Origin of the sequence: Oceanobacillus sp. AG, from assembly GCF_009746545.1 — a bacterium.
Lineage (GTDB): Bacteria > Bacillota > Bacilli > Bacillales > Amphibacillaceae > Oceanobacillus > Oceanobacillus indicireducens.
In genome coordinates, this window is record NZ_WOWT01000009.1 from 22,307 (window position 1) to 40,725 (window position 18,419).

At 41.4% G+C, this 18,419-nt stretch carries 18 protein-coding genes; 14 read left to right on the top strand and 4 right to left on the bottom strand.

The genetic code is table 11. The features are described 5' to 3' along the window. The first annotated feature begins 24 nt into the window (after positions 1–24). Positions 25–579, top strand: coding sequence for a hypothetical protein (locus GN217_RS05695; RefSeq protein ID WP_156855705.1), 555 nt, complete (start codon positions 25–27; stop codon positions 577–579). Between the two features lie 51 nt (positions 580–630). Here GN217_RS05695 and GN217_RS05700 read toward each other — a convergent pair whose 3' ends face one another. Both GN217_RS05700 and GN217_RS05705 read right to left on the bottom strand, forming a co-directional pair. Beyond that, entirely contained in the window at positions 631–1,668 is a 1,038-nt protein-coding gene (locus tag GN217_RS05700) for a PTS sugar transporter subunit IIC (RefSeq protein ID WP_156855706.1), read from the bottom strand. 205 nt (positions 1,669–1,873) lie between these two features. Next, positions 1,874–2,269 (bottom strand): RDD family protein, encoded by a 396-nt coding sequence (locus tag GN217_RS05705; RefSeq protein WP_156855820.1) that lies wholly within the window; start codon positions 2,267–2,269, stop codon positions 1,874–1,876. Between the two features lie 469 nt (positions 2,270–2,738). On the opposite strand from GN217_RS05705, the gene GN217_RS05710 reads away from it, so the two are divergent. The 5 genes from GN217_RS05710 (at position 2,739) to GN217_RS05730 (ending at position 6,560) form a co-directional block, all read left to right on the top strand. Further along, entirely contained in the window at positions 2,739–3,161 is a 423-nt protein-coding gene (locus GN217_RS05710; protein WP_156855707.1) for a hypothetical protein, read from the top strand. Positions 3,162–3,178: 17 nt separating this feature from the next. Beyond that, a complete protein-coding gene (locus tag GN217_RS05715; RefSeq protein WP_156855708.1) occupies positions 3,179–3,961 on the top strand; it encodes a hypothetical protein in 783 nt (260 codons plus the stop codon). Further along, positions 3,954–4,394 (top strand): hypothetical protein, encoded by a 441-nt coding sequence (locus tag GN217_RS05720; RefSeq protein ID WP_156855709.1) that lies wholly within the window; start codon positions 3,954–3,956, stop codon positions 4,392–4,394. Before GN217_RS05715 ends, GN217_RS05720 begins: the two co-directional genes overlap by 8 nt. 172 nt (positions 4,395–4,566) lie before the next feature. Next, a complete protein-coding gene (locus GN217_RS05725) occupies positions 4,567–5,133 on the top strand; it encodes an NADPH-dependent FMN reductase (RefSeq protein WP_156855710.1) in 567 nt (188 codons plus the stop codon). Positions 5,134–5,387: 254 nt separating this feature from the next. After that, the gene (locus tag GN217_RS05730; protein ID WP_156855711.1) at positions 5,388–6,560 is read left to right on the top strand and encodes a hydroxymethylglutaryl-CoA synthase; all 1,173 of its coding nucleotides are present in this window, start codon (positions 5,388–5,390) and stop codon (positions 6,558–6,560) included. Between the two features lie 29 nt (positions 6,561–6,589). On the opposite strand, the gene GN217_RS05735 is transcribed toward GN217_RS05730, so the two are convergent. After that, complete coding sequence (locus GN217_RS05735; protein WP_156855712.1) at positions 6,590–6,880, bottom strand: HesB/YadR/YfhF family protein; 291 nt, start codon at positions 6,878–6,880, stop codon at positions 6,590–6,592. A 159-nt stretch (positions 6,881–7,039) separates the two neighbouring features. On the opposite strand from GN217_RS05735, the gene GN217_RS05740 reads away from it, so the two are divergent. The 6 genes from GN217_RS05740 (at position 7,040) to GN217_RS05765 (ending at position 12,350) form a co-directional block, all read left to right on the top strand. Further along, entirely contained in the window at positions 7,040–7,513 is a 474-nt protein-coding gene (locus tag GN217_RS05740) for a hypothetical protein (protein WP_156855713.1), read from the top strand. A 260-nt stretch (positions 7,514–7,773) separates the two neighbouring features. Beyond that, positions 7,774–10,125, top strand: coding sequence for an FdhF/YdeP family oxidoreductase (locus tag GN217_RS05745; protein ID WP_156855714.1), 2,352 nt, complete (start codon positions 7,774–7,776; stop codon positions 10,123–10,125). A 12-nt stretch (positions 10,126–10,137) separates the two neighbouring features. Further along, the gene (gene fdhD, locus GN217_RS05750) at positions 10,138–10,950 is read left to right on the top strand and encodes a formate dehydrogenase accessory sulfurtransferase FdhD (protein WP_156855715.1); all 813 of its coding nucleotides are present in this window, start codon (positions 10,138–10,140) and stop codon (positions 10,948–10,950) included. A 50-nt stretch (positions 10,951–11,000) separates the two neighbouring features. Then, a complete protein-coding gene (gene moaD / locus GN217_RS05755; protein ID WP_156855716.1) occupies positions 11,001–11,234 on the top strand; it encodes a molybdopterin converting factor subunit 1 in 234 nt (77 codons plus the stop codon). Positions 11,235–11,240: 6 nt separating this feature from the next. Further along, complete coding sequence (locus tag GN217_RS05760) at positions 11,241–11,819, top strand: molybdenum cofactor guanylyltransferase (protein ID WP_156855717.1); 579 nt, start codon at positions 11,241–11,243, stop codon at positions 11,817–11,819. Between the two features lie 18 nt (positions 11,820–11,837). Continuing rightward, entirely contained in the window at positions 11,838–12,350 is a 513-nt protein-coding gene (locus GN217_RS05765; RefSeq protein ID WP_370459730.1) for a MogA/MoaB family molybdenum cofactor biosynthesis protein, read from the top strand. 16 nt (positions 12,351–12,366) lie between these two features. Here GN217_RS05765 and moaC read toward each other — a convergent pair whose 3' ends face one another. Beyond that, the gene (gene moaC, locus GN217_RS05770; protein ID WP_156855719.1) at positions 12,367–12,855 is read right to left on the bottom strand and encodes a cyclic pyranopterin monophosphate synthase MoaC; all 489 of its coding nucleotides are present in this window, start codon (positions 12,853–12,855) and stop codon (positions 12,367–12,369) included. A 332-nt stretch (positions 12,856–13,187) separates the two neighbouring features. Between moaC and uvrB the strand changes: the two genes are divergently transcribed. Both uvrB and uvrA read left to right on the top strand, forming a co-directional pair. Then, entirely contained in the window at positions 13,188–15,170 is a 1,983-nt protein-coding gene (gene uvrB / locus GN217_RS05775; RefSeq protein WP_156855720.1) for an excinuclease ABC subunit UvrB, read from the top strand. 8 nt (positions 15,171–15,178) lie between these two features. Continuing rightward, entirely contained in the window at positions 15,179–18,061 is a 2,883-nt protein-coding gene (uvrA, locus tag GN217_RS05780) for an excinuclease ABC subunit UvrA (protein ID WP_156855721.1), read from the top strand. Positions 18,062–18,419: the final 358 nt, after the last annotated feature.

The following is an 18,419-nucleotide window of genomic DNA, read 5'->3' on the forward strand; positions in this document are numbered from 1 at the left end:
AGTAACCAAGTAAGGGGTGAAACCATGGGATTATATATCAATGGCGATTACGAAGATATTTATCAGACGGATGAAACGGTTGATGATAATAATCAGGTAATATATTTTCATAACCGTACTACTGAAAGGCTTAAAGAACAAACGCAATTCAATGAATCGGTCGAGAAGCATGTAGCGGAAATAAAATCATCAACTGACAGGCAACATGTGCTGAATATGCAGAAATGGCAGGAATTCGAGACGGAATATAGAAGACTGTTAACGAAATTAGCAGCTATTTCAGAGGAGAATGAACGGCTTGCAAAACAAGTTACAGCATATATGGAACGCCAGGAGGAGATCACGAACCAATTAGCCATTGACAAGAACAGGATGAAAGGTCTGGAGAAGCGAGTCGAGGAGCAGGAAGCAATGACAGCAAAGGTAGTGCGGCAACTGGATCATTTTCGCAGTGTCTTATATGAACGCACGAACTATTTAGCTGAAAAGGTTGAGGAAGCGACAGCATCTATTATCCGGTTTTTAAAAAATGAACCATACACATCAAGTACAAAGGAAAAAGAAAAGGCGATACGTTGAGTCGGGATATAAGTTGGAAAGAAAATAGGGCGGGGACATTTATCCCCAGCCCTATTCAAAGTTCAATTTATAGTCATCTGCTTTAATCATTTTTAATTTCCGGGAGAACACATAGATTAATCCTAAGTTTAATATAATTGGCAAGATGAGGAACGTGCCAAGCATAATCGTTATATTATTTAACGTCCAGCCGCCCTCAGCAAGATTAATATAATTTAAAGGCCCGACTAGTCCAGATAAACCGAAACCCGCACTATAAGGCGTCCCTTGAATATTTAATACCCCCGCAAGTCCTCCAAGGAAAGCTGCGGTAATCAGCATAGGAAACGCAATTTTCGGTTTCATGATGAAGTTCCGCATTTGAATCTTCGGGGAACCAAGCACATGGGCAAGAGCTGTACCGAGCGAGTTTGCTTTATAGCTTGCAATCGCAAGCCCAACACCTGCTGCTACAATCCCGAGATTTGCCGCTCCAGAGCCGATACCGGAAAGCATAATTACCGTTGCAACACCAACAGTAGAGATAGGGGAGAGGATAATGAGACAGAAAATCACTGCAATCATTGCCCCCATCAAAACCGGCTGCATATTTGTAACAGCAGCAACCAATTCTCCTAACAATCCGGTTGAATGACGGATGAAAGGAAGTAAAGCATAACCTATCATACCTGGAACAATAATACTTAAAGTCGGTATTAATAGAATGGAATAGCCTTTCAAACGATTTCCAATCCATAGAACAAATAAGACAGCAAGTGCCGCCGTAATACCAGTGTTAATCACGATCCCGATACCGTTTAATGCGAATAGCCCTTCTTCGGTTTTCATAATAGCCCCGCTGCCGATCGTCGCTGCAATGCCGACAGAAGCTGTTTGAATCGGTGTTAACTTAAATGTTACTCCAACCATTACTCCAATTAAAATCGGCAGTAAACTCATGACCATTACGGTTATATCAAATAAATGCTCCAAAGCTGGAAAATATGGAATTAATATTTTTAAAATTTCACCTAATAAAGCATTTGGAATTAGTGCGACAACAATTCCGATACTCATTCCGTTTAATAACTTACTGAAAAAATCCTTCATCCCCGCTCGTCTCCACCAAACAAAGTAATTGCAGTAAATTATAAGACGAGTTTCGTTAATAGTCAACCATTTTTCTTTTGCGGAGTAATGCTTTTATGTATTAAAGTGAATGAGTGGCAAAAAAGGTTGGAATAGAAGTCAATTCAGTTTCGCTTTTCTCAAAAATAAAACAGCTCTGTCACTTTTTGGACGAGCTGTAGATTATTTATTTAGTTGTTTCCATTACAATTGTTCCAGCTTTGCGGTCATGAGGGAATAGTTTTCCTGCTTGGCCTTCAAAGCTATCCCTATTCTTTATGTACGCGATGGTGCTAGTAGTGTCCCGGTGCACCATTCTTTTTAAGATCTGTTCGTTCGTCAATTCCTTGCCGTCTTCACTTTTTAGTTCGATTCCCATTAGTTTGTAACCAATTGTCTGTCCACTGTTTTTGAGTTGCACATATTCTAATGTGTACTGGCTCAGAATTGGTAACACAATCATATGGAATGCTTCGTTTTTTATTTTTTTCCGTAAGAAATATTCTGCAGCTAGAGAAGCTGCCGTGCTAATACAGCCATCAATTAGTGAGGCCTTTAAGCGTTTTTTCGTCAATGGTTTCATCATAATTCCTCCCTTTGTCCTCATTACATACCTCTACCATATACGGAAATTGATTAGAATAGGTTTCATTTTTTAATAGAATATCTTTTGAGTTTGTGTTGTCGATTTTCGTTCTGCGGGAAAGAAATGCTGTCGTAAGGTAGAGGCTCTTTCAATAAATCTAGCATGAACGCTCGTTTTATGACGAAAAGGCATGAACTATGGATAATATTTCTACTATCTAGTTCTTAAGCAAGATAAGGTACGGATTATCTTTTTTCCGATTTAAAGAAATATCTATTAAAAGAAACCGTTTTGGGAGATAAATCCTATCCTTTAAGACTCTGATCATTTCTTCCTCTTTTAAAAGATCTCTCGTAAAGACTCTTTCCTCCTATGAGAAAAATAGTTTAATTATCCGATTCTTTTTATAACTCCATCTGATACGATGGGACGTAACATCAATCGTAACAAATAGAGGGGGAGGGGTATGAGGAAAACGATTCGGACTGGACTCATGGGGTTACTATTTCTTTTTGCTTTTAATATATCTATTATAGCAGCAAGTGACTACACTCCTTGGAAATTACATAAAGATTCAGCCCAAGAAATAGTTCAGACCATTCGGACGTACTTCCATAAGCAATCTATTAAACCAATAGAGGAATGGGACGGGCAAAGAGAAGAGCAAGTTGCGGAATTGGAGGTGTTGTTGGATGGCGAAAAATCACAGATTATCACGGAAGTAAGGAATTACGGGAAGGGATTGGAAGCGCAATTAAATAATTTATTGGAAAAGCAATCGGTAATAGAAGTGTACGCTACTTATGAAACAGAGAGAAATGAGCAGATGCATGTAGAAGTGGAAGAAGAGATTGCAATATTTTTAGATGAATTATTATCAAAAAAATAAAAAGGGGGAGTTATTAGGTGAAATCATTTTTAAAATCATTCAAAGGGAAGATCATTTCGATTGGACTTGCTGTTGTTGTCGTCTGGAGTGCTGGAGCGGTATTTGCTTCATCACATGCGGGAGAGCAGCTTCGTGCTTGGTACAATGGGTTGTTTAATCAGTCTGTTGCGGAAGTGGAAGCTGATACTGAAGCATATATGGAAAGCAGATTACCGGGGCTGCAAGCTGAATATGACCAACTGAAAGCACAGGCTGGCATTGATATTGATTTAAGCAGAGAGCTTGCAACTGGAGAGACATTGGAAGAAATTATCCGAGCGAAACTTGAACATATCGGAGAAATTGATGCAGAACAACAGGAGATTCTTGCTGGAATTGGCTTGGAGTTTTATAATGTGTTCCTTGATGGATATTTAGAAATCCAAGGCAATGCGAATGATGCGCTAAACTTTGCAACAGATGATCTCACTGCATTCACAGCAGACAGTGGGAATGCTGCGATTAAACAATTAGCAGCGGATATCCATCAGGCTAAGGACGCAGCAGTTGCAGAGCTGGAAGAAGCGATTCGTCAGGCCCAGGAAACTCTTGCAGCAGAAGTGTCTAAGAACCAAGAAATTACGACTAGAAATCTAATCAATCAAGTGGATTGGGCAATTCGTGATCTTCGTGAAAGTGTTACCGAAGTAGTCACAACGCTCGTTACAAATCAACAAGAGCTTATTACTGTAACAGCCCAGCAACTCGGAGAAGAAGCAAAAACAGCGCTTGATGACGTTGTATCGAGTATTAATGAATAGGAAGCAAGTGATCCCACTCGCATTACTTATCATGCTCCTGTTTGGCAGAGGACTTACTGCTACTGTTGCAGATTCCTCCCTCTCAGGAATTCTGACGAGCTGGCTCGATGACAAAACGGAACAGTCGATTGCAGAAATAGACAGCGCAATTAAGGAAGAGCAAGCAATCCAGACAGAACGCCTGAAAGAAGTTCTCGCTGAAGAAATCAAGGAAGTAGAAAAAGAGTGGGAGACATTTATTGAAGCCGAGAAGCAAAAACAGTTGGCAGCCCTAAGGGAGTATACGGATAAGCATATCGCTGAACGAATTGGAGTTACAGAGGTGGACCCAGAGAAGCAAGCAACTGTAGAAAAAGAATTGGAGCGTATTTTTCAAGAAGCAGTCAACGAAATGGAAAATATTATGCTTGAAATTGAAGAAGAAGTGGAGTGAAATGTTTTCATACGCTCCACTTCTTTTGCGTTCCACGAAAGATTCCTATTCCCAGTTCGTTTCAATTGTATTACATAACGATATTATTTAAAATACTTATTAATGGTAACTAACTTATGTATTCAATTTGTAATTTGTAAATATGTATGAAGCATTTAAGGAGTGGACATTAATGAAAGTGGCATTACTGCAAGGGTCAATCGTCGGCTCAAAGACGAGAACAGCCCTCCAGCATGTGGAGTCGGTATTCAGAGAAAAATATCCGAACATCGAGGTCAGTATGCTTGATTTGGCTGATTATGATATCCCGTTTAGCGATGGGAGAAATTATTTGGAGTATACAGGGGATGCTGGCTTTGTAACAAGGACCTTGATGGAGGCTGAAGCGATCGTTGTGGGAACTCCGATTTTCCAAGCTTCGATTCCAGCCACATTGAAGAATATATTTGACCTGCTTCCAGAGCAGGCATTGCAGGATAAAGTTGTTAGCATTATCGTTACAGCAGGCTCGTCGAAGCATTATTTAATCCCGGAAACTCAAATCAAGCCGATTATATCATATATGAAAGGGCAACTCACCCAGTCCTATGTATTTATTGGAGAAAAAGATTTCTACCGGAAAGAAATCATTAATGATGATATCCATTTCCGAATTGAACGTCTGATCGAGGATACGGTTTTATTAACAGATGCGCTGAAAGATATCCGGGAAGCGAAAGAAGCAGAATACGGATTTTAAGTGAAATCGGCTAAAGAGAAACAATCGCACTTTAGCCGATTTCTTTTCTTGCATCGGAAACTTTAAAGTAAAAATGCTGTGGCTTACTTAGATTTCCAGGGCTAGTCATGTCTGCTCTGTGCCTTTGTTTTTAATTCGCTATTTCGTTTGCTTTATCCTAGTAATTTATATTAAAATTTAAATATTGCTGAAAAATATAATGTGAAAAACATCACTTTATAGATGTGGAATATATACGGAAAAGAGGAATTGCAGTGAATATCGGAATTGATAAGATTGGTTTTTATGCGCCACATTATTATGTGGATATGATTAAGCTTGCTGAAGCAAGAGGGATTGACCCGGATAAGTTTACAATTGGAATTGGCCAGGATGAAATGGCGCTTGCCCCAGTTACACAAGATGCGGTAACACTCGCTGCCAATGCTGCTTTACAGGTTATCGATGAGGAAGATAGGGAGAAAATTGACCTTGTCCTGTTCGGCACGGAATCAGGAATTGACCATTCCAAATCAGCAGCAGTCTATCTCCATCACTTATTAGGCTTGAATCCTTATGCGCGCGCTGTTGAATTAAAGCAAGCTTGCTACAGTGCAACCGCAGGAATTCAAATGGCTAAAGGTCATATCGCTTTAAACCCGGAAAGTAAAGTGTTGGTTATTGGTGCAGATATTGCAAGATACGGTTTAGCTACTCCTGGTGAATCAACACAAGGAGCAGGGGCGGTCGCAATGGTTATTAGCAAGGATCCGAAGTTACTTGCTTTAGAAAATGAAAGTACATATTTCACGAATGACATTATGGATTTCTGGCGCCCACTTTACTCAGATATAGCTTATGTCGACGGTAAATTCTCCAACGAACAATATATTCACTTTTTCAACACCGTGTGGGAAAAGTATAAAGAGCAAACTGGACGTAGCTTAGAAGACTTTTCAGCTCTCTGTTTTCACGTACCCTATACGAAGATGGGCTTGAAGGCATTACGTACGATTCTTGATGAAGCAACCGAATCAGGTAGTGAACGTTTGAAAGCAAATTATGAGACAAGTATTCAATATAACCGGAAAGTCGGTAATATTTACACAGGTTCCTTGTACTTGAGTTTACTTTCACTCTTAGAGAAGAATGACAGTTTGGAAGGTGGCGAGCGAATTGGATTATATAGTTACGGTTCCGGCGCTGTCGGCGAGTTCTTCACTGGAATTTTGCAACCAAACTATCAAGACCACCTATATGTTCATCAACATGAAGAACTCTTTCATGCACGTAAGGAAGTAAGCATAGAAGAGTATGAGGAGATATTTGAAGAAACTCTTTCAGCAGACGGCTCGTCAACCGAGTTTGACCGTACAAATGATCCCGCTCCAGTCTATTTATCCGGTGTAGAAGATCACAAACGAATCTATGTAAACCGTATTAAATAAAAAAACTGAGACTCCGTGTCTCAGTTTTTTTACTCTACAAAATGGTAGGTCACTTCATCGAGTTCTTCATTATATTCAACGTGGAAGTTATATCCGCTGAAAAACCAGTCGTCGCTTTTTTCTATAAAATACGTAATACCATCCACTGTTTCTGTAACTAACGGATCATTCGGACGGTCAATATTAATTGCAACGGAGAAATTATCGTGGATTTCAGTTTTTCCATAGACCTTCCCAAAAAATCGGACACTGTCCCCTTTTTCTAAGCCCATTTCCTCAATATACCACTGATGTGCCTTATCTGATACTTGTATTTTCATGATGTATGTACAGAGATATCTCTGTATCCTCCTCTCAAAGGTATGACCTGTCTTTAGTCTATCATATTCCCTTTTCTTAAGAAAAGATAACGAATTTAGCCAGAAAGCGCGTTAAGATGGTAGGATATGAGATAGAAATTGACAGGAAGGTTGTTTCGAATGAGTATATGGCTATACCTAAATCTGCTACTATTCATCATTGTTCTTTTTACACTGGATTATAATTACGCGCATCTCCCCATTCATATCATACTCGGACTAGCAGGTCTATTTTTGATCTTATTCAATTGGACAAGGCATGCATTTTTTTCAACTATCCGGAATACTCCTGATCGAAAGAAGAAAATTAAGCTTGCAACTATCTCGAAACGGATTTATCCGTTTCACCGTTGGATTGGTACAACGGCGCTTATTCTCATTATTCTCCATGCGACCATCATTATACACCGGTATGGTTTCTTATGGACGAATATGAAAATGTGGAGCGGAATTGGTGCAATTATTATTCTTATCTGCATGGTTCTTTCCGGATGGCTGCGATTATATTTTCCAAGTGTGAAGAAGCGACGGGCACATATTATCTTCGGGTTTTTATTATTTTACTTTATCGTCATTCATACTGTTCTTTTTTAAAATACAGTATGATTTCATGAGTTTGTAGGCGTTTACATATGTGCTTTGTTGTTGTAAAATATAGAAAACTCGTAAATTAATTTATAACTCAACATTATTGCACCTAAAAATCAAAACAGATGAATCATATTGAGCTCATAGAATCAACGAAATATATAACAATTTACGGTTTTTTAATGGGATACCGAGCTGTTTCAGACTGAAAAGTGATATGGAAAATATAACAAAAATCTGTTTATTATTGATGAGGAGGGGTTAAGTTGGGGAAAACGAAACATACTGGTCCGGTAAAATTAACGAAGCGACCAGATCCGAGTCTCTGGGTAAGTAAAGTGCCTTTTGGGCTTGGGAAGGTGAAACCGCACCATATTCGCGACACGATGAAAGTAGTTTGGGAAAATAAAGATAATCTGCCTTATGCTACAAGGATTCTTACGCAGGGTGTCTGTGATGGCTGCGCACTCGGCGTTTCCGGCCTGCAGGATCAGACGCTGAAAGGTCCACACCTTTGTACGACTCGTCTCAATGTGCTTCGTCTGAACACAATGCCCGCAATTAAGGAGGAAATCTTGCATTCCGATATAGAAGAATTAAAGAAGCTTTCGAGCACCGAACTGAGGAAGCTGGGCCGGATTCCGTATCCGCTCATTCGGGAACCGGGAGACGATCGTTTCAGAAGATTATCCTGGGACGCGGCGCTTGACCGGATTGCGCAAAAAATGCGGTCGCTTGATCCGAAACGATATGGTTTTTATACGACTTCGAGAGGGATTACAAATGAAGTGTATTATACACTAGCAAAGGTTTCCCGTTTTCTCGGTACAAATAATATTGATAATGCATCACGAATCTGCCACTCACCTTCCAAAACAGCCCTCACGAGATCAGTTGGTGTCGGCGCATCGACTTGTAACTATAAAGACTGGATTGGTACAGATGTCCTGCTCTTCTGGGGATCTGTTGCAGCCAACAATCAGCCGGTATCAACGAAATATATGTATGCAGCTAAACGAAAAGGGACAAAAATCATTATTATCAATCCGTACTATGAACCTGCAATGGACGAATATTGGGTGCCATCGATTCCGGAATCTGCTTTATTTGGGACAAAAATTGCGGATGACGTGTATCAAGTGAATATTGGCGGTGATATTGCCTTTATGCATGGCATTATGAAGCATTGGTTTGAAATGGAAGAGAATGTCCCTGGTTCTGCGCTTGACCATGAATTTATTGAGGAACATGTAAACGGTCTGGAAGAACTCAAGCAAAAGGTGGTGGCTTACGATTGGGAAACATTGGAGGCTTCTTCCGGGATTACGAAAGAAAGAATGCTAGAATTAGCCCAACTGCTTGCCAAATCAAAATCCGCCGTATTTGTTTGGTCGATGGGCCTCACTCAACACCGCTTTGGAACGGATAATGTGTCCCAGGTAGCGAATCTTGCTTTACTTCGTGGCTTTTTAGGGAGAGAACATTGTGGGTTAATGCCAATTCGTGGCCATTCCGGTGTACAGGGGTCTGGAGAAATGGGAGCAGATCCGTTTGTCTTGCCTGGTGGCGGGATGGATAAGGACAACCGGGAACGGGTCGAACAGATTTGGGGTTTCCCGATTCCGAAATGGCAAGGTGATATTGTCGGCGTATCCTTGGAAAATGCTTTGCTTCCTGAAAATCATGAACGTCATCTTTCCCTCTATTATTTATCTGGAGGTAATTTCCTGGAAACGATGCCGAATCCGGATTTTGTGGAACGTTGCTTAGCGAATATCGATCTCCGAGTGCATCAGGATATCATCTTCAACACATCTACCTTAGTCGATGCGAAAGAAGCGGTCATTGTTCTTCCAGCCATGACAAGGTATGAGCAAGAAGGGGGAGGAACCTCAACATCAACAGAGCGGATGGTTTATTTTTCACCAGAGATTAAGGGACCACGGATTGAAGAAGCAAGATGTGAGTGGGAAGTTTATGTGGACTTAGCGAAACGTGTTAAGCCGGAAGAGAGTGATTTAATCAATTTCACATCCGCAGCTGAGATTCGAGAAGAAATTGCGAAAGCTGCGCCGAATTATGACGGCATTCAGCATTTGAAGAATCGCGGCGATTTGTTCCAGTGGGGAGGAGCCTGGCTCTGTGAAGACGGAATATGCCCGACACCGGACGGAAGAGGTAATCTAATTGCGGTGGAAATTCCCGAACACCGGAAGCCGGAAGGGCATTTCCATGTAACGACGAGAAGAGGAAAACAATTCAATTCAATGATATATGACGAACTAGATCCATTTAATGCAGCGGACCGGGATGATGTACTGATGAATGAATTGGATGCAGCAGAACTTGGTGTTGCGGAAGGAGATCCCATTGTTGTCTATAATCAATATGGCATGTATAAAGGGCAAGCGAAGTTCGTAAATATTAAAGCCGGAAATATTGAACTTCATTGGCCAGAGGGGAATGTAGTCATCCCGCAAGGCGTATATGAAGAATTTGCGGGGATACCGGAATATACAACCCTTGTTATTGTGGAGAAGGCTGATAGTTTCTATGCGCATAAAGATATGAAATATAAAGAGAAGCGGATCGAGGAGCTGGAAATGGAGCCAAGCTAAGGAGGGATTCCGATGAGCATTGTTGATGAACCAGGGTGGAAGACGATTAAGATTAAGGGAACCCATCAAGAAAATGTGTCAGAAGCAATAGCGGCAGAGTTTCCCTTAACCTTGATGCTGGATGGTCATGAGTTTGCGACGATTGTTTGTTCTCCAGGTCAACTGGAAGATTTAGTCGTCGGATTTCTTGCTTCGGAAGGGGTCATCCGTACAGCTGCTGAAATAAAAGAGATCCAAGTTGATGTGTATACAGGTTTCTCCCATATCGCACTCCATAAACCAGTGCAACCGGATCAATTTGATCACTCCAGCCGTATGATTGGATCTTGTTGCGGGAAAAGCCGACAGTTTTATTTTAAAAGTGATGCTCGGGTGGCGAAGACGATAACTAGTGAGCTTGAAGTAACAGTTGATCAGTGCATGCGATTGATGAAAGGGTTGATGAATAGCTCGCCTGAATTTGAACGGACTGGAGGCGTCCATAATGCGGCGCTTGCAACACCAACTGATTTATTGTTCACCCGAACAGATATTGGCAGGCATAATGCGCTTGATAAAGTATTTGGGGCCATGCTCCAAGGTAACATTCCTGCAAGGGGAAAACTTGTTGTCTTCAGTGGAAGAGTCTCATCAGAAGTGTTACTGAAAATTTCAAAAATGGGAATTGGGATTATTTTGTCCAAATCCGCTGTTACAGATCTTGCTGTGAAACTTGCTGATGAACTTGGGATAACGGTTATTGGATTTTTGCGGGGCGACCGGATGAATATTTATACACGTCCTGACCGTGTGCGCGGGATCGACCCTTATTTGCGGTGCGATTAGTCATGTGCTACCATTTTTGTAATAAGTTGTGATATGAAGGAGGATGTGACTTGATTAAAGTATTACTATTTGCTGAATTACAGGAAACAACTGGGAGGGCGAATCTGGATATTCCAGTACAAAATATCACTGTCCGGCAATTGAAAGAAAAACTTAAAATAAATTATCCACAGCTGAATTTACATGACGTGATGACGGCTATTAATGAAGAATATGCAAAGGAAGATGACGCGATTACGTCAGGTGATACCGTTGCTTTCATTCCTCCGGTCAGTGGTGGTTAATTTGGCATGGTGATGGGAACTATTGTTGGCGTAATTCTAGCAGGTGGGAAATCACGTAGATTCGGAAGTCCCAAATCGTTCGCATTGAAAGATAACAAAGCATTTTTCCAGTGGTCGCTTGACGCGATTACACCAGTTGTTGATGATACGATTCTTATTACAAATCAAGACCTGAAGGGAAAGTTTCCACCAGAATTGGAAGTGGAGATTGTTACCGATATGGAAAAGTTTGCCGGGAAAGGTCCGCTTGCTGGGCTATATACTGCAATGCAAGAGAAAGAAGCTTGTTGGTATGCGGTTATACCAACAGATGTCCCGTTTATGGCAAAGGAAGTTTTCGAGCGATTACTAACGGAAAGAAAAGGAGTACAAGCGGTAATTCCAGTAGTTAATGAAAGACTGCAACCATTGATTGCACTTTATCATCATACACTTAAACAACGAATCAAGACATTGCTCGAAACGGATAGATTGCATATGCGTGCACTGTTAGATAAAGCAGACGTGAAATATGTGCCGTTTTCTGATGAAGGGCCTTTTATTAACATAAATCGGTTAGAGGACTTTAACAGCCATATTCAATGAGGGATCGAGGGATTAGTGATGCATGAAGAGCATAAAACACTTGCGCCGAATTTCATTAATTGCGCAGTGTTAACGATTAGTGACACACGAAATAAGCAAAATGATAAGAGTGGAAAACTGATTATTGATTTATTGAATCATGATAAACATGAGGTTACTTGTTATGAAATTGTACCGGATGATGCGGAAGTCATTAAAGCAACAATGAAATTACTAGTTAAAAATCAGTCGGTAGATGCGATTATACTAAATGGAGGTACTGGAATTGCTGCCAGGGATGTGACGATTGAAGCGGTGCAGCCTCTTTTTGCAAAGGAATTGCCGGGATTTGGCGAATTGTTCCGGATGATTAGTTACGAAGAGGATATTGGAAGTGCAAGTATGTTGTCCCGAGCGACATGCGGATCCATTAATCACCGTCTCGTCTTCATCATACCTGGTTCAACAGGAGCCGTCCGACTAGCGATGGAGAAACTTATCCTACCAGAAATCGCCCATGGCGTTCATGAACTGAAAAAGGATTTAAGCTGAGATTACAAGCGGAGTATCAAGACTTCCGCTTGTAATTTCCGCTTTTTCCACCGCTTTTTTGGAGCAGATAGGTTTCTCCGATTACAATTCCTTTATCGATTGCCTTACACATATCATAGATAGTTAAGGCGGCTGTCGTAACGGCAGTTAATGCTTCCATTTCCACGCCTGTACTGCCGATTGTTTTTACTTCCGCTAGAATAATTAATTCATAGTCTCCTGACTCCGATCGATTCCATTCAAACTGAATAGAAACACCACTGATTGGAATCGGATGACACATTGGAATCAAGTTGGATGTTTGCTTCGTCCCCATGATGCCAGCAACTTCTGCAACCCCAAGGACATCTCCTTTTTTATTCTTCTGTTCCACAATATTTTTATAGATCTCCTGAGACATCTTCACACTAGATCTTGCTGTTGCTGTACGATTGGTTGTCTGCTTTTCTGTTATATCGACCATCCTGGCCCGTCCTTGCTCATCGAAATGCGTAAACTCCTGCATATTCATCCCCCTCTATCTGTTTATTACAGTTTAATGAATTGCGTTCTTGTTGACAAATATCAACGTAACCCAGTGCTAAAGTCTTTCTTTTAAATAAATACTTGAACCATTTCTAAAAAAAGGCTCACCAGCGGCCTGTGGGAAGGCGCGGTCGTGAAAGCCGGAAAGAAGGTTTCCGTTCATGTTTCTTAATTATACCCCAAATAAAATAAGTGATTACGCCTTTTTGTCACTAGTTTTTTAAATATTAAACGAATAGACGTTCGTTTTTCTTTAATTATTTCATCCGTTTGTGGTAAAATAGTTACTAGATATTTAGGGAGGCAGAACTCGTGAATAATAAGTTTGAACTCGTATCGAATTACGAACCGGCTGGTGATCAGCCACAAGCAATCGACGAACTTGTGCAAAAGGTTTTGGCAGGTCAAAGACACCAAACACTACTTGGTGCAACTGGAACAGGGAAAACATTTACCGTATCGAACGTGGTAAAGGAAATCAACCGTCCGACATTAGTAATTGCTCATAATAAAACCTTAGCGGGTCAACTATATAGTGAGTTTAAAGAGTTTTTCCCAAATAACGCAGTAGAATATTTTGTCAGTTATTATGACTATTATCAGCCAGAAGCTTATGTACCATCAACAGACACTTTCATTGAAAAAGATGCAAGTGTTAACGATGAAATAGATAAACTCCGGCACTCCGCAACCTCGGCTCTGTTTGAGCGCGAGGATGTACTTATTGTTGCCAGTGTATCCTGTATTTACGGTCTCGGTAGTCCAGAAGAGTATGGTAGTCAAGTCCTTTCCTTACGAATGGGGATGGAGAAGGACCGTGACCAGTTATTACGGGATCTAGTAGATATACAATATGCAAGAAATGATATCGAATTCCAGCGGGGGACGTTCCGCGTTCGTGGTGATTCGGTGGAAATTATCCCTGCATCCAGGGAAGAACATTGTATCCGGATTGAATTTTTTGGTGATGAAATCGATCGAATTCGTGAGGTGGATGCCCTAACCGGCGAAATTATCGGTGATAGGGAACACGTGGCAATTTTCCCGGCATCTCACTTCGTTACCCGCGAAGATATTATGAAAAAAGCAATTCAGAACATCGAAAAAGAGCTGGAAGAACGTTTGAAAGTATTACGTTCAGAAAATAAACTGCTGGAAGCGCAGCGGATTGAACAGCGGACGAATTATGATCTTGAGATGATGCGTGAGATGGGCTTTTGTTCCGGAATCGAGAACTATTCCCGGCATCTTACATTAAGAGAGGCTGGAGCGACCCCGTATACATTGCTTGATTATTTCCCAGATGACTTTTTAGTCATTATTGATGAGTCCCATGTTACATTACCGCAAATTCGGGGGATGTATAATGGAGACCAGGCAAGAAAGCAAGTGCTTGTCGATCATGGTTTCCGGCTGCCATCCGCACTTGATAACCGGCCACTTCGTTTTGAAGAATTCGAAGAGAAGACGAACCAGCTCATTTATGTGTCAGCAACACCAGGTCCCTATGAACTGGAGCATACTCCGGAAATGACGGAACAAATTATCCGACCGACGGGATTACTTGATCCGAAAATTGAAGTACGTCCTATCGAAGGGCAAATTGATGACCTGATTGAAGAAATCAATGAACGGACCGAAAGGAATGAACGGGTCCTGGTCACAACACTAACGAAGAAAATGTCAGAGGATTTGACCGACTATTTGAAGGAGCTTGGTATAAAAGTAGCCTACTTACATTCAGAAATTAAAACCCTCGAACGAATCGAAGTTATTCGCGATTTACGGGTTGGAAAATATGATGTTTTGATTGGAATCAACCTACTTCGGGAAGGATTAGATATACCGGAAGTTTCGCTTGTCGTTATTCTGGATGCGGATAAAGAGGGCTTCCTGCGCTCTGAACGTTCCCTTATTCAAACGATCGGCCGTGCTGCCCGTAATGAAAAAGGGGAAGTTATTATGTATGCCGACAAGATTACGGATTCGATGCAGAAGGCAATAGATGAAACAAATCGTAGACGGCAAATCCAGATTGCCTATAATGAAGAACATGGAATTACACCAAAAACAATCAAAAAAGATATTCGCGATGTCATAAAAGCAACGATTGAAGCAGCAGACGAAGAAACAGAAGAGAAGAAAATTACTAGCTTTGCCCAAGTTACGAAGAAGAATCGCCCGCAAGTTATCGAACAACTCGAGAAGGAAATGCGGGAAGCAGCAAAAGCGCTTGATTTTGAAAAAGCAGCAGAGCTTCGTGATATTGTTTTCGAACTTAAAGCGGAAGGATGAGCATGTACATGCCAGAGAAAAAACAAATTGTAGTACAAGGAGCGAGAGAGCATAACTTAAAAGGGATAGATGTGACGATACCGAAAAATAAATTGGTCGTCGTCACAGGTCTATCCGGTTCAGGGAAATCCTCTCTCGCCTTTGATACGATCTATGCAGAAGGACAAAGACGTTATGTTGAGTCATTGTCCGCCTATGCCAGAATGTTTCTAGGTCAAACGAATAAACCGGATGTAGATGTGATTGAAGGCTTATCACCGGCGATTTCAATTGACCAGAAAACGACAAGTAACAACCCGAGATCAACCGTTGCAACTGTAACGGAAATTTATGATTATTTACGATTGTTATATGCGCGAGTAGGACATCCAACATGTCCGATTCACGGCATTGAAATCACTTCACAAACGGTTCAACAGATGGTCGACCGCGTGATGGAGTATCCAGAACGGACGAGAATGCAGATTCTTGCTCCTGTTGTTTCTGGAAGAAAGGGGGAGCATGTCAAGGTATTAGAGAAGCTCCGTCAAGAAGGTTATGTTCGCTTGCGAATTGACGGCGAGATGCGGGAAATCCATGAAGATATTAGTCTTGAGAAGAATAAGAAACATTCGATTGAAGTAGTCATCGACCGAATTGTCGTTAAACCGGACATTGAAGGCCGGCTTGCAGACTCGATTGAAACGGGGCTCCGGTTAGGTGAGGGGCGGATAATTGTTGATGTGATCGGTGAGGAAGAACTCATATTCAGTGAGGATCACTCGTGTCCGATTTGCGGATTTTCCATTGGAGAAATTGAGCCAAGGCTATTCTCTTTTAATAGTCCGTTCGGGGCTTGTCCAACTTGTGATGGACTTGGTACGAAACTTGAAGTTGACCTAGACCTTGTGATCCCTGACTGGGATTTAACACTTGAGGAGCATGCGATTGTACCTTGGAAGCCCATTAGCTCTCAATACTACCCTCAGCTTTTAAAGAGTGTGTGTGACCATTACGGTATACCAATGGATATTCCGGTTAAAGATATCCCGAAAAAACAAATGGACATCATTTTATATGGGAGCGGCAAAGAGAAAATTCGTTTTTATTTCAAAAATGACTTCGGAAAAGTCCGTGACGTGGATATTATCTTTGAAGGTGTGATGAATAACATCAACCGCCGATACCATGAAACGTCATCTGACTTTACAAGAGAGACATTGGAGAAATATATGGCGGTAAACAATTGTAAGACTTGTAAAGGACACCGCCTGAAAAAAGAAGCGTTATCTGTTCTCATTGACGGTAAACATATTAGCAAGATCACCGAGTATTCTGTTGTGGACGCAATGGATTTCATTAAAAATCTGAAGCTCTCTGAAAAAGAACAACAGATTGCTAAACTCGTCCTTAAAGAAATTGAGAATCGGCTAAGCTTTTTAAATAATGTCGGGCTGGATTATTTAACACTTTCCCGTTCAGCAGGAACACTTTCCGGCGGAGAAGCACAGCGAATCCGTCTCGCAACTCAGATCGGTTCCGCTTTAACGGGTGTTCTTTATGTGTTGGACGAACCATCTATTGGCTTGCATCAGCGTGATAATGATAAGTTGATTGAATCATTGAAAAAAATGCGTGACCTTGATAATACGTTAATTGTCGTTGAGCATGATGAAGATACAATGCTTGCAGCGGATTGGCTCATCGATATTGGTCCAGGTGCAGGTGAACATGGCGGTAAGATTATCGCAAGTGATACTCCGGAAAATGTGATGAATGATGATGAATCCCTAACTGGCAGATATTTGGCTGGTAAAGAATTCATTCCGTTACCGGCAACAAGGCGGAAACCGGATGATCGTTATATAGAAGTCATTGGGGCCGAAGAAAATAACTTGAAAAAAGTAAACGCGAAAATTCCAATCGGATTATTCAATGTAGTGACAGGTGTTTCAGGGTCAGGCAAAAGTACCCTCGTAAATGAAATAATCTATAAAGCCTTGTCCACAAAGCTTTACCGTGCTCGTTTACGGAAACCGGGTAAGCATAAAGAAATTAAAGGCATCGAATATCTAGATAAAATCATTGAAATCGATCAGTCACCGATTGGTAGAACCCCGCGTTCAAATCCGGCAACCTATACGGGTGTATTCGATGATATCCGTGATGTATTTGCCCAGACGAACGAAGCGAAAATCCGTGGTTATAAAAAAGGACGGTTCAGCTTTAATGTAAAAGGCGGCCGTTGCGAAGCATGTAAGGGTGACGGGATTATTAAAATTGAAATGCATTTTCTCCCGGATGTTTACGTCCCGTGCGAGGTCTGTCATGGACAGCGTTATAACCGGGAGACGCTAGAAGTGAAATATAAAGGTAAAAGTATTGCTGATGTTTTGGATATGCGAGTAGAGGAAGCACGTGAATTCTTCAGCGCAATTCCTAAAATTAAGCGTAAAATCGAGACAATCTATGACGTCGGCCTTGGTTATATAAGACTGGGTCAACCTGCAACGACTTTATCTGGCGGGGAAGCTCAACGCGTGAAGCTTGCAAGTGAACTCCATAAACGTTCAAACGGGAAATCCTTGTATATTCTGGACGAACCGACAACAGGTCTCCACACAGATGACATTAAACGATTATTGACGGTGCTTCATCGCCTTGTTGAAAATGGTGATACTGTACTAATCATCGAACATAATCTCGATGTCATTAAAACTGCCGACCATATTATCGACTTAGGTCCTGAAGGTGGAGCAGGTGGCGGGAAGGTTATTGCGACTGGAACACCTGAGGACATCGCCCGAAAATCGGATAAATCCTACACAGGAAAATACTTGAAACCCATCCTGGAGCGTGACCGGAAACGGATGGATGAAAGAATGAAGGAAAAAGAAACATTAAGCAATTAATCAATTACAAACACCCCAGACACCTAGCTTTCAGCAGTTTTGGGGTGTTTTTATATCCTAAACACTACACACTTTCATTCAGCGTAAGTATTTTGTGCATTCATTTAATTTGGCGCTCTAATCGCCGTTCAGTTTCCCGGAGGACGGATGCGCATCCTAGGGCTCCGCGCTGAGCCTCGACGCACAGGATGTGCTAATGCAGACGTTGCCACATACGAGAGCGTTCTTAGTCTGCCTCGGAAGAAAAGCACTTCCTGCGGGGTCTCATCGTCTCCGCTTTCCCGCAGGAGTCACCGTCCTCCGGGAAACTTAACTGGTAGGGATGATTATGATTATTATGAATGGAAACTATCACCCT

Excerpts from the sequence above, each read along its gene's own strand:
- GN217_RS05700 (WP_156855706.1), bottom strand. The coding sequence starts at position 1,668 with ATGAAGGATTTTTTCAGTAAGTTATTAAACGGAATGAGTATCGGAATT.
- GN217_RS05725 (WP_156855710.1), top strand. The coding sequence starts at position 4,567 with ATGAAAGTGGCATTACTGCAAGGGTCAATCGTCGGCTCAAAGACGAGA.
- uvrA (WP_156855721.1), top strand. The coding sequence starts at position 15,179 with ATGCCAGAGAAAAAACAAATTGTAGTACAAGGAGCGAGAGAGCATAAC.
- GN217_RS05760 (WP_156855717.1), top strand. The coding sequence starts at position 11,241 with ATGGTGATGGGAACTATTGTTGGCGTAATTCTAGCAGGTGGGAAATCA.
- GN217_RS05765 (WP_370459730.1), top strand. The coding sequence starts at position 11,838 with ATGCATGAAGAGCATAAAACACTTGCGCCGAATTTCATTAATTGCGCA.
- GN217_RS05695 (WP_156855705.1), top strand. The coding sequence starts at position 25 with ATGGGATTATATATCAATGGCGATTACGAAGATATTTATCAGACGGAT.
- GN217_RS05740 (WP_156855713.1), top strand. The coding sequence starts at position 7,040 with ATGAGTATATGGCTATACCTAAATCTGCTACTATTCATCATTGTTCTT.
- GN217_RS05735 (WP_156855712.1), bottom strand. The coding sequence starts at position 6,880 with ATGAAAATACAAGTATCAGATAAGGCACATCAGTGGTATATTGAGGAA.
- fdhD (WP_156855715.1), top strand. The coding sequence starts at position 10,138 with ATGAGCATTGTTGATGAACCAGGGTGGAAGACGATTAAGATTAAGGGA.
- GN217_RS05710 (WP_156855707.1), top strand. The coding sequence starts at position 2,739 with ATGAGGAAAACGATTCGGACTGGACTCATGGGGTTACTATTTCTTTTT.
- GN217_RS05705 (WP_156855820.1), bottom strand. The coding sequence starts at position 2,269 with ATGAAACCATTGACGAAAAAACGCTTAAAGGCCTCACTAATTGATGGC.
- GN217_RS05720 (WP_156855709.1), top strand. The coding sequence starts at position 3,954 with ATGAATAGGAAGCAAGTGATCCCACTCGCATTACTTATCATGCTCCTG.
- moaC (WP_156855719.1), bottom strand. The coding sequence starts at position 12,855 with ATGCAGGAGTTTACGCATTTCGATGAGCAAGGACGGGCCAGGATGGTC.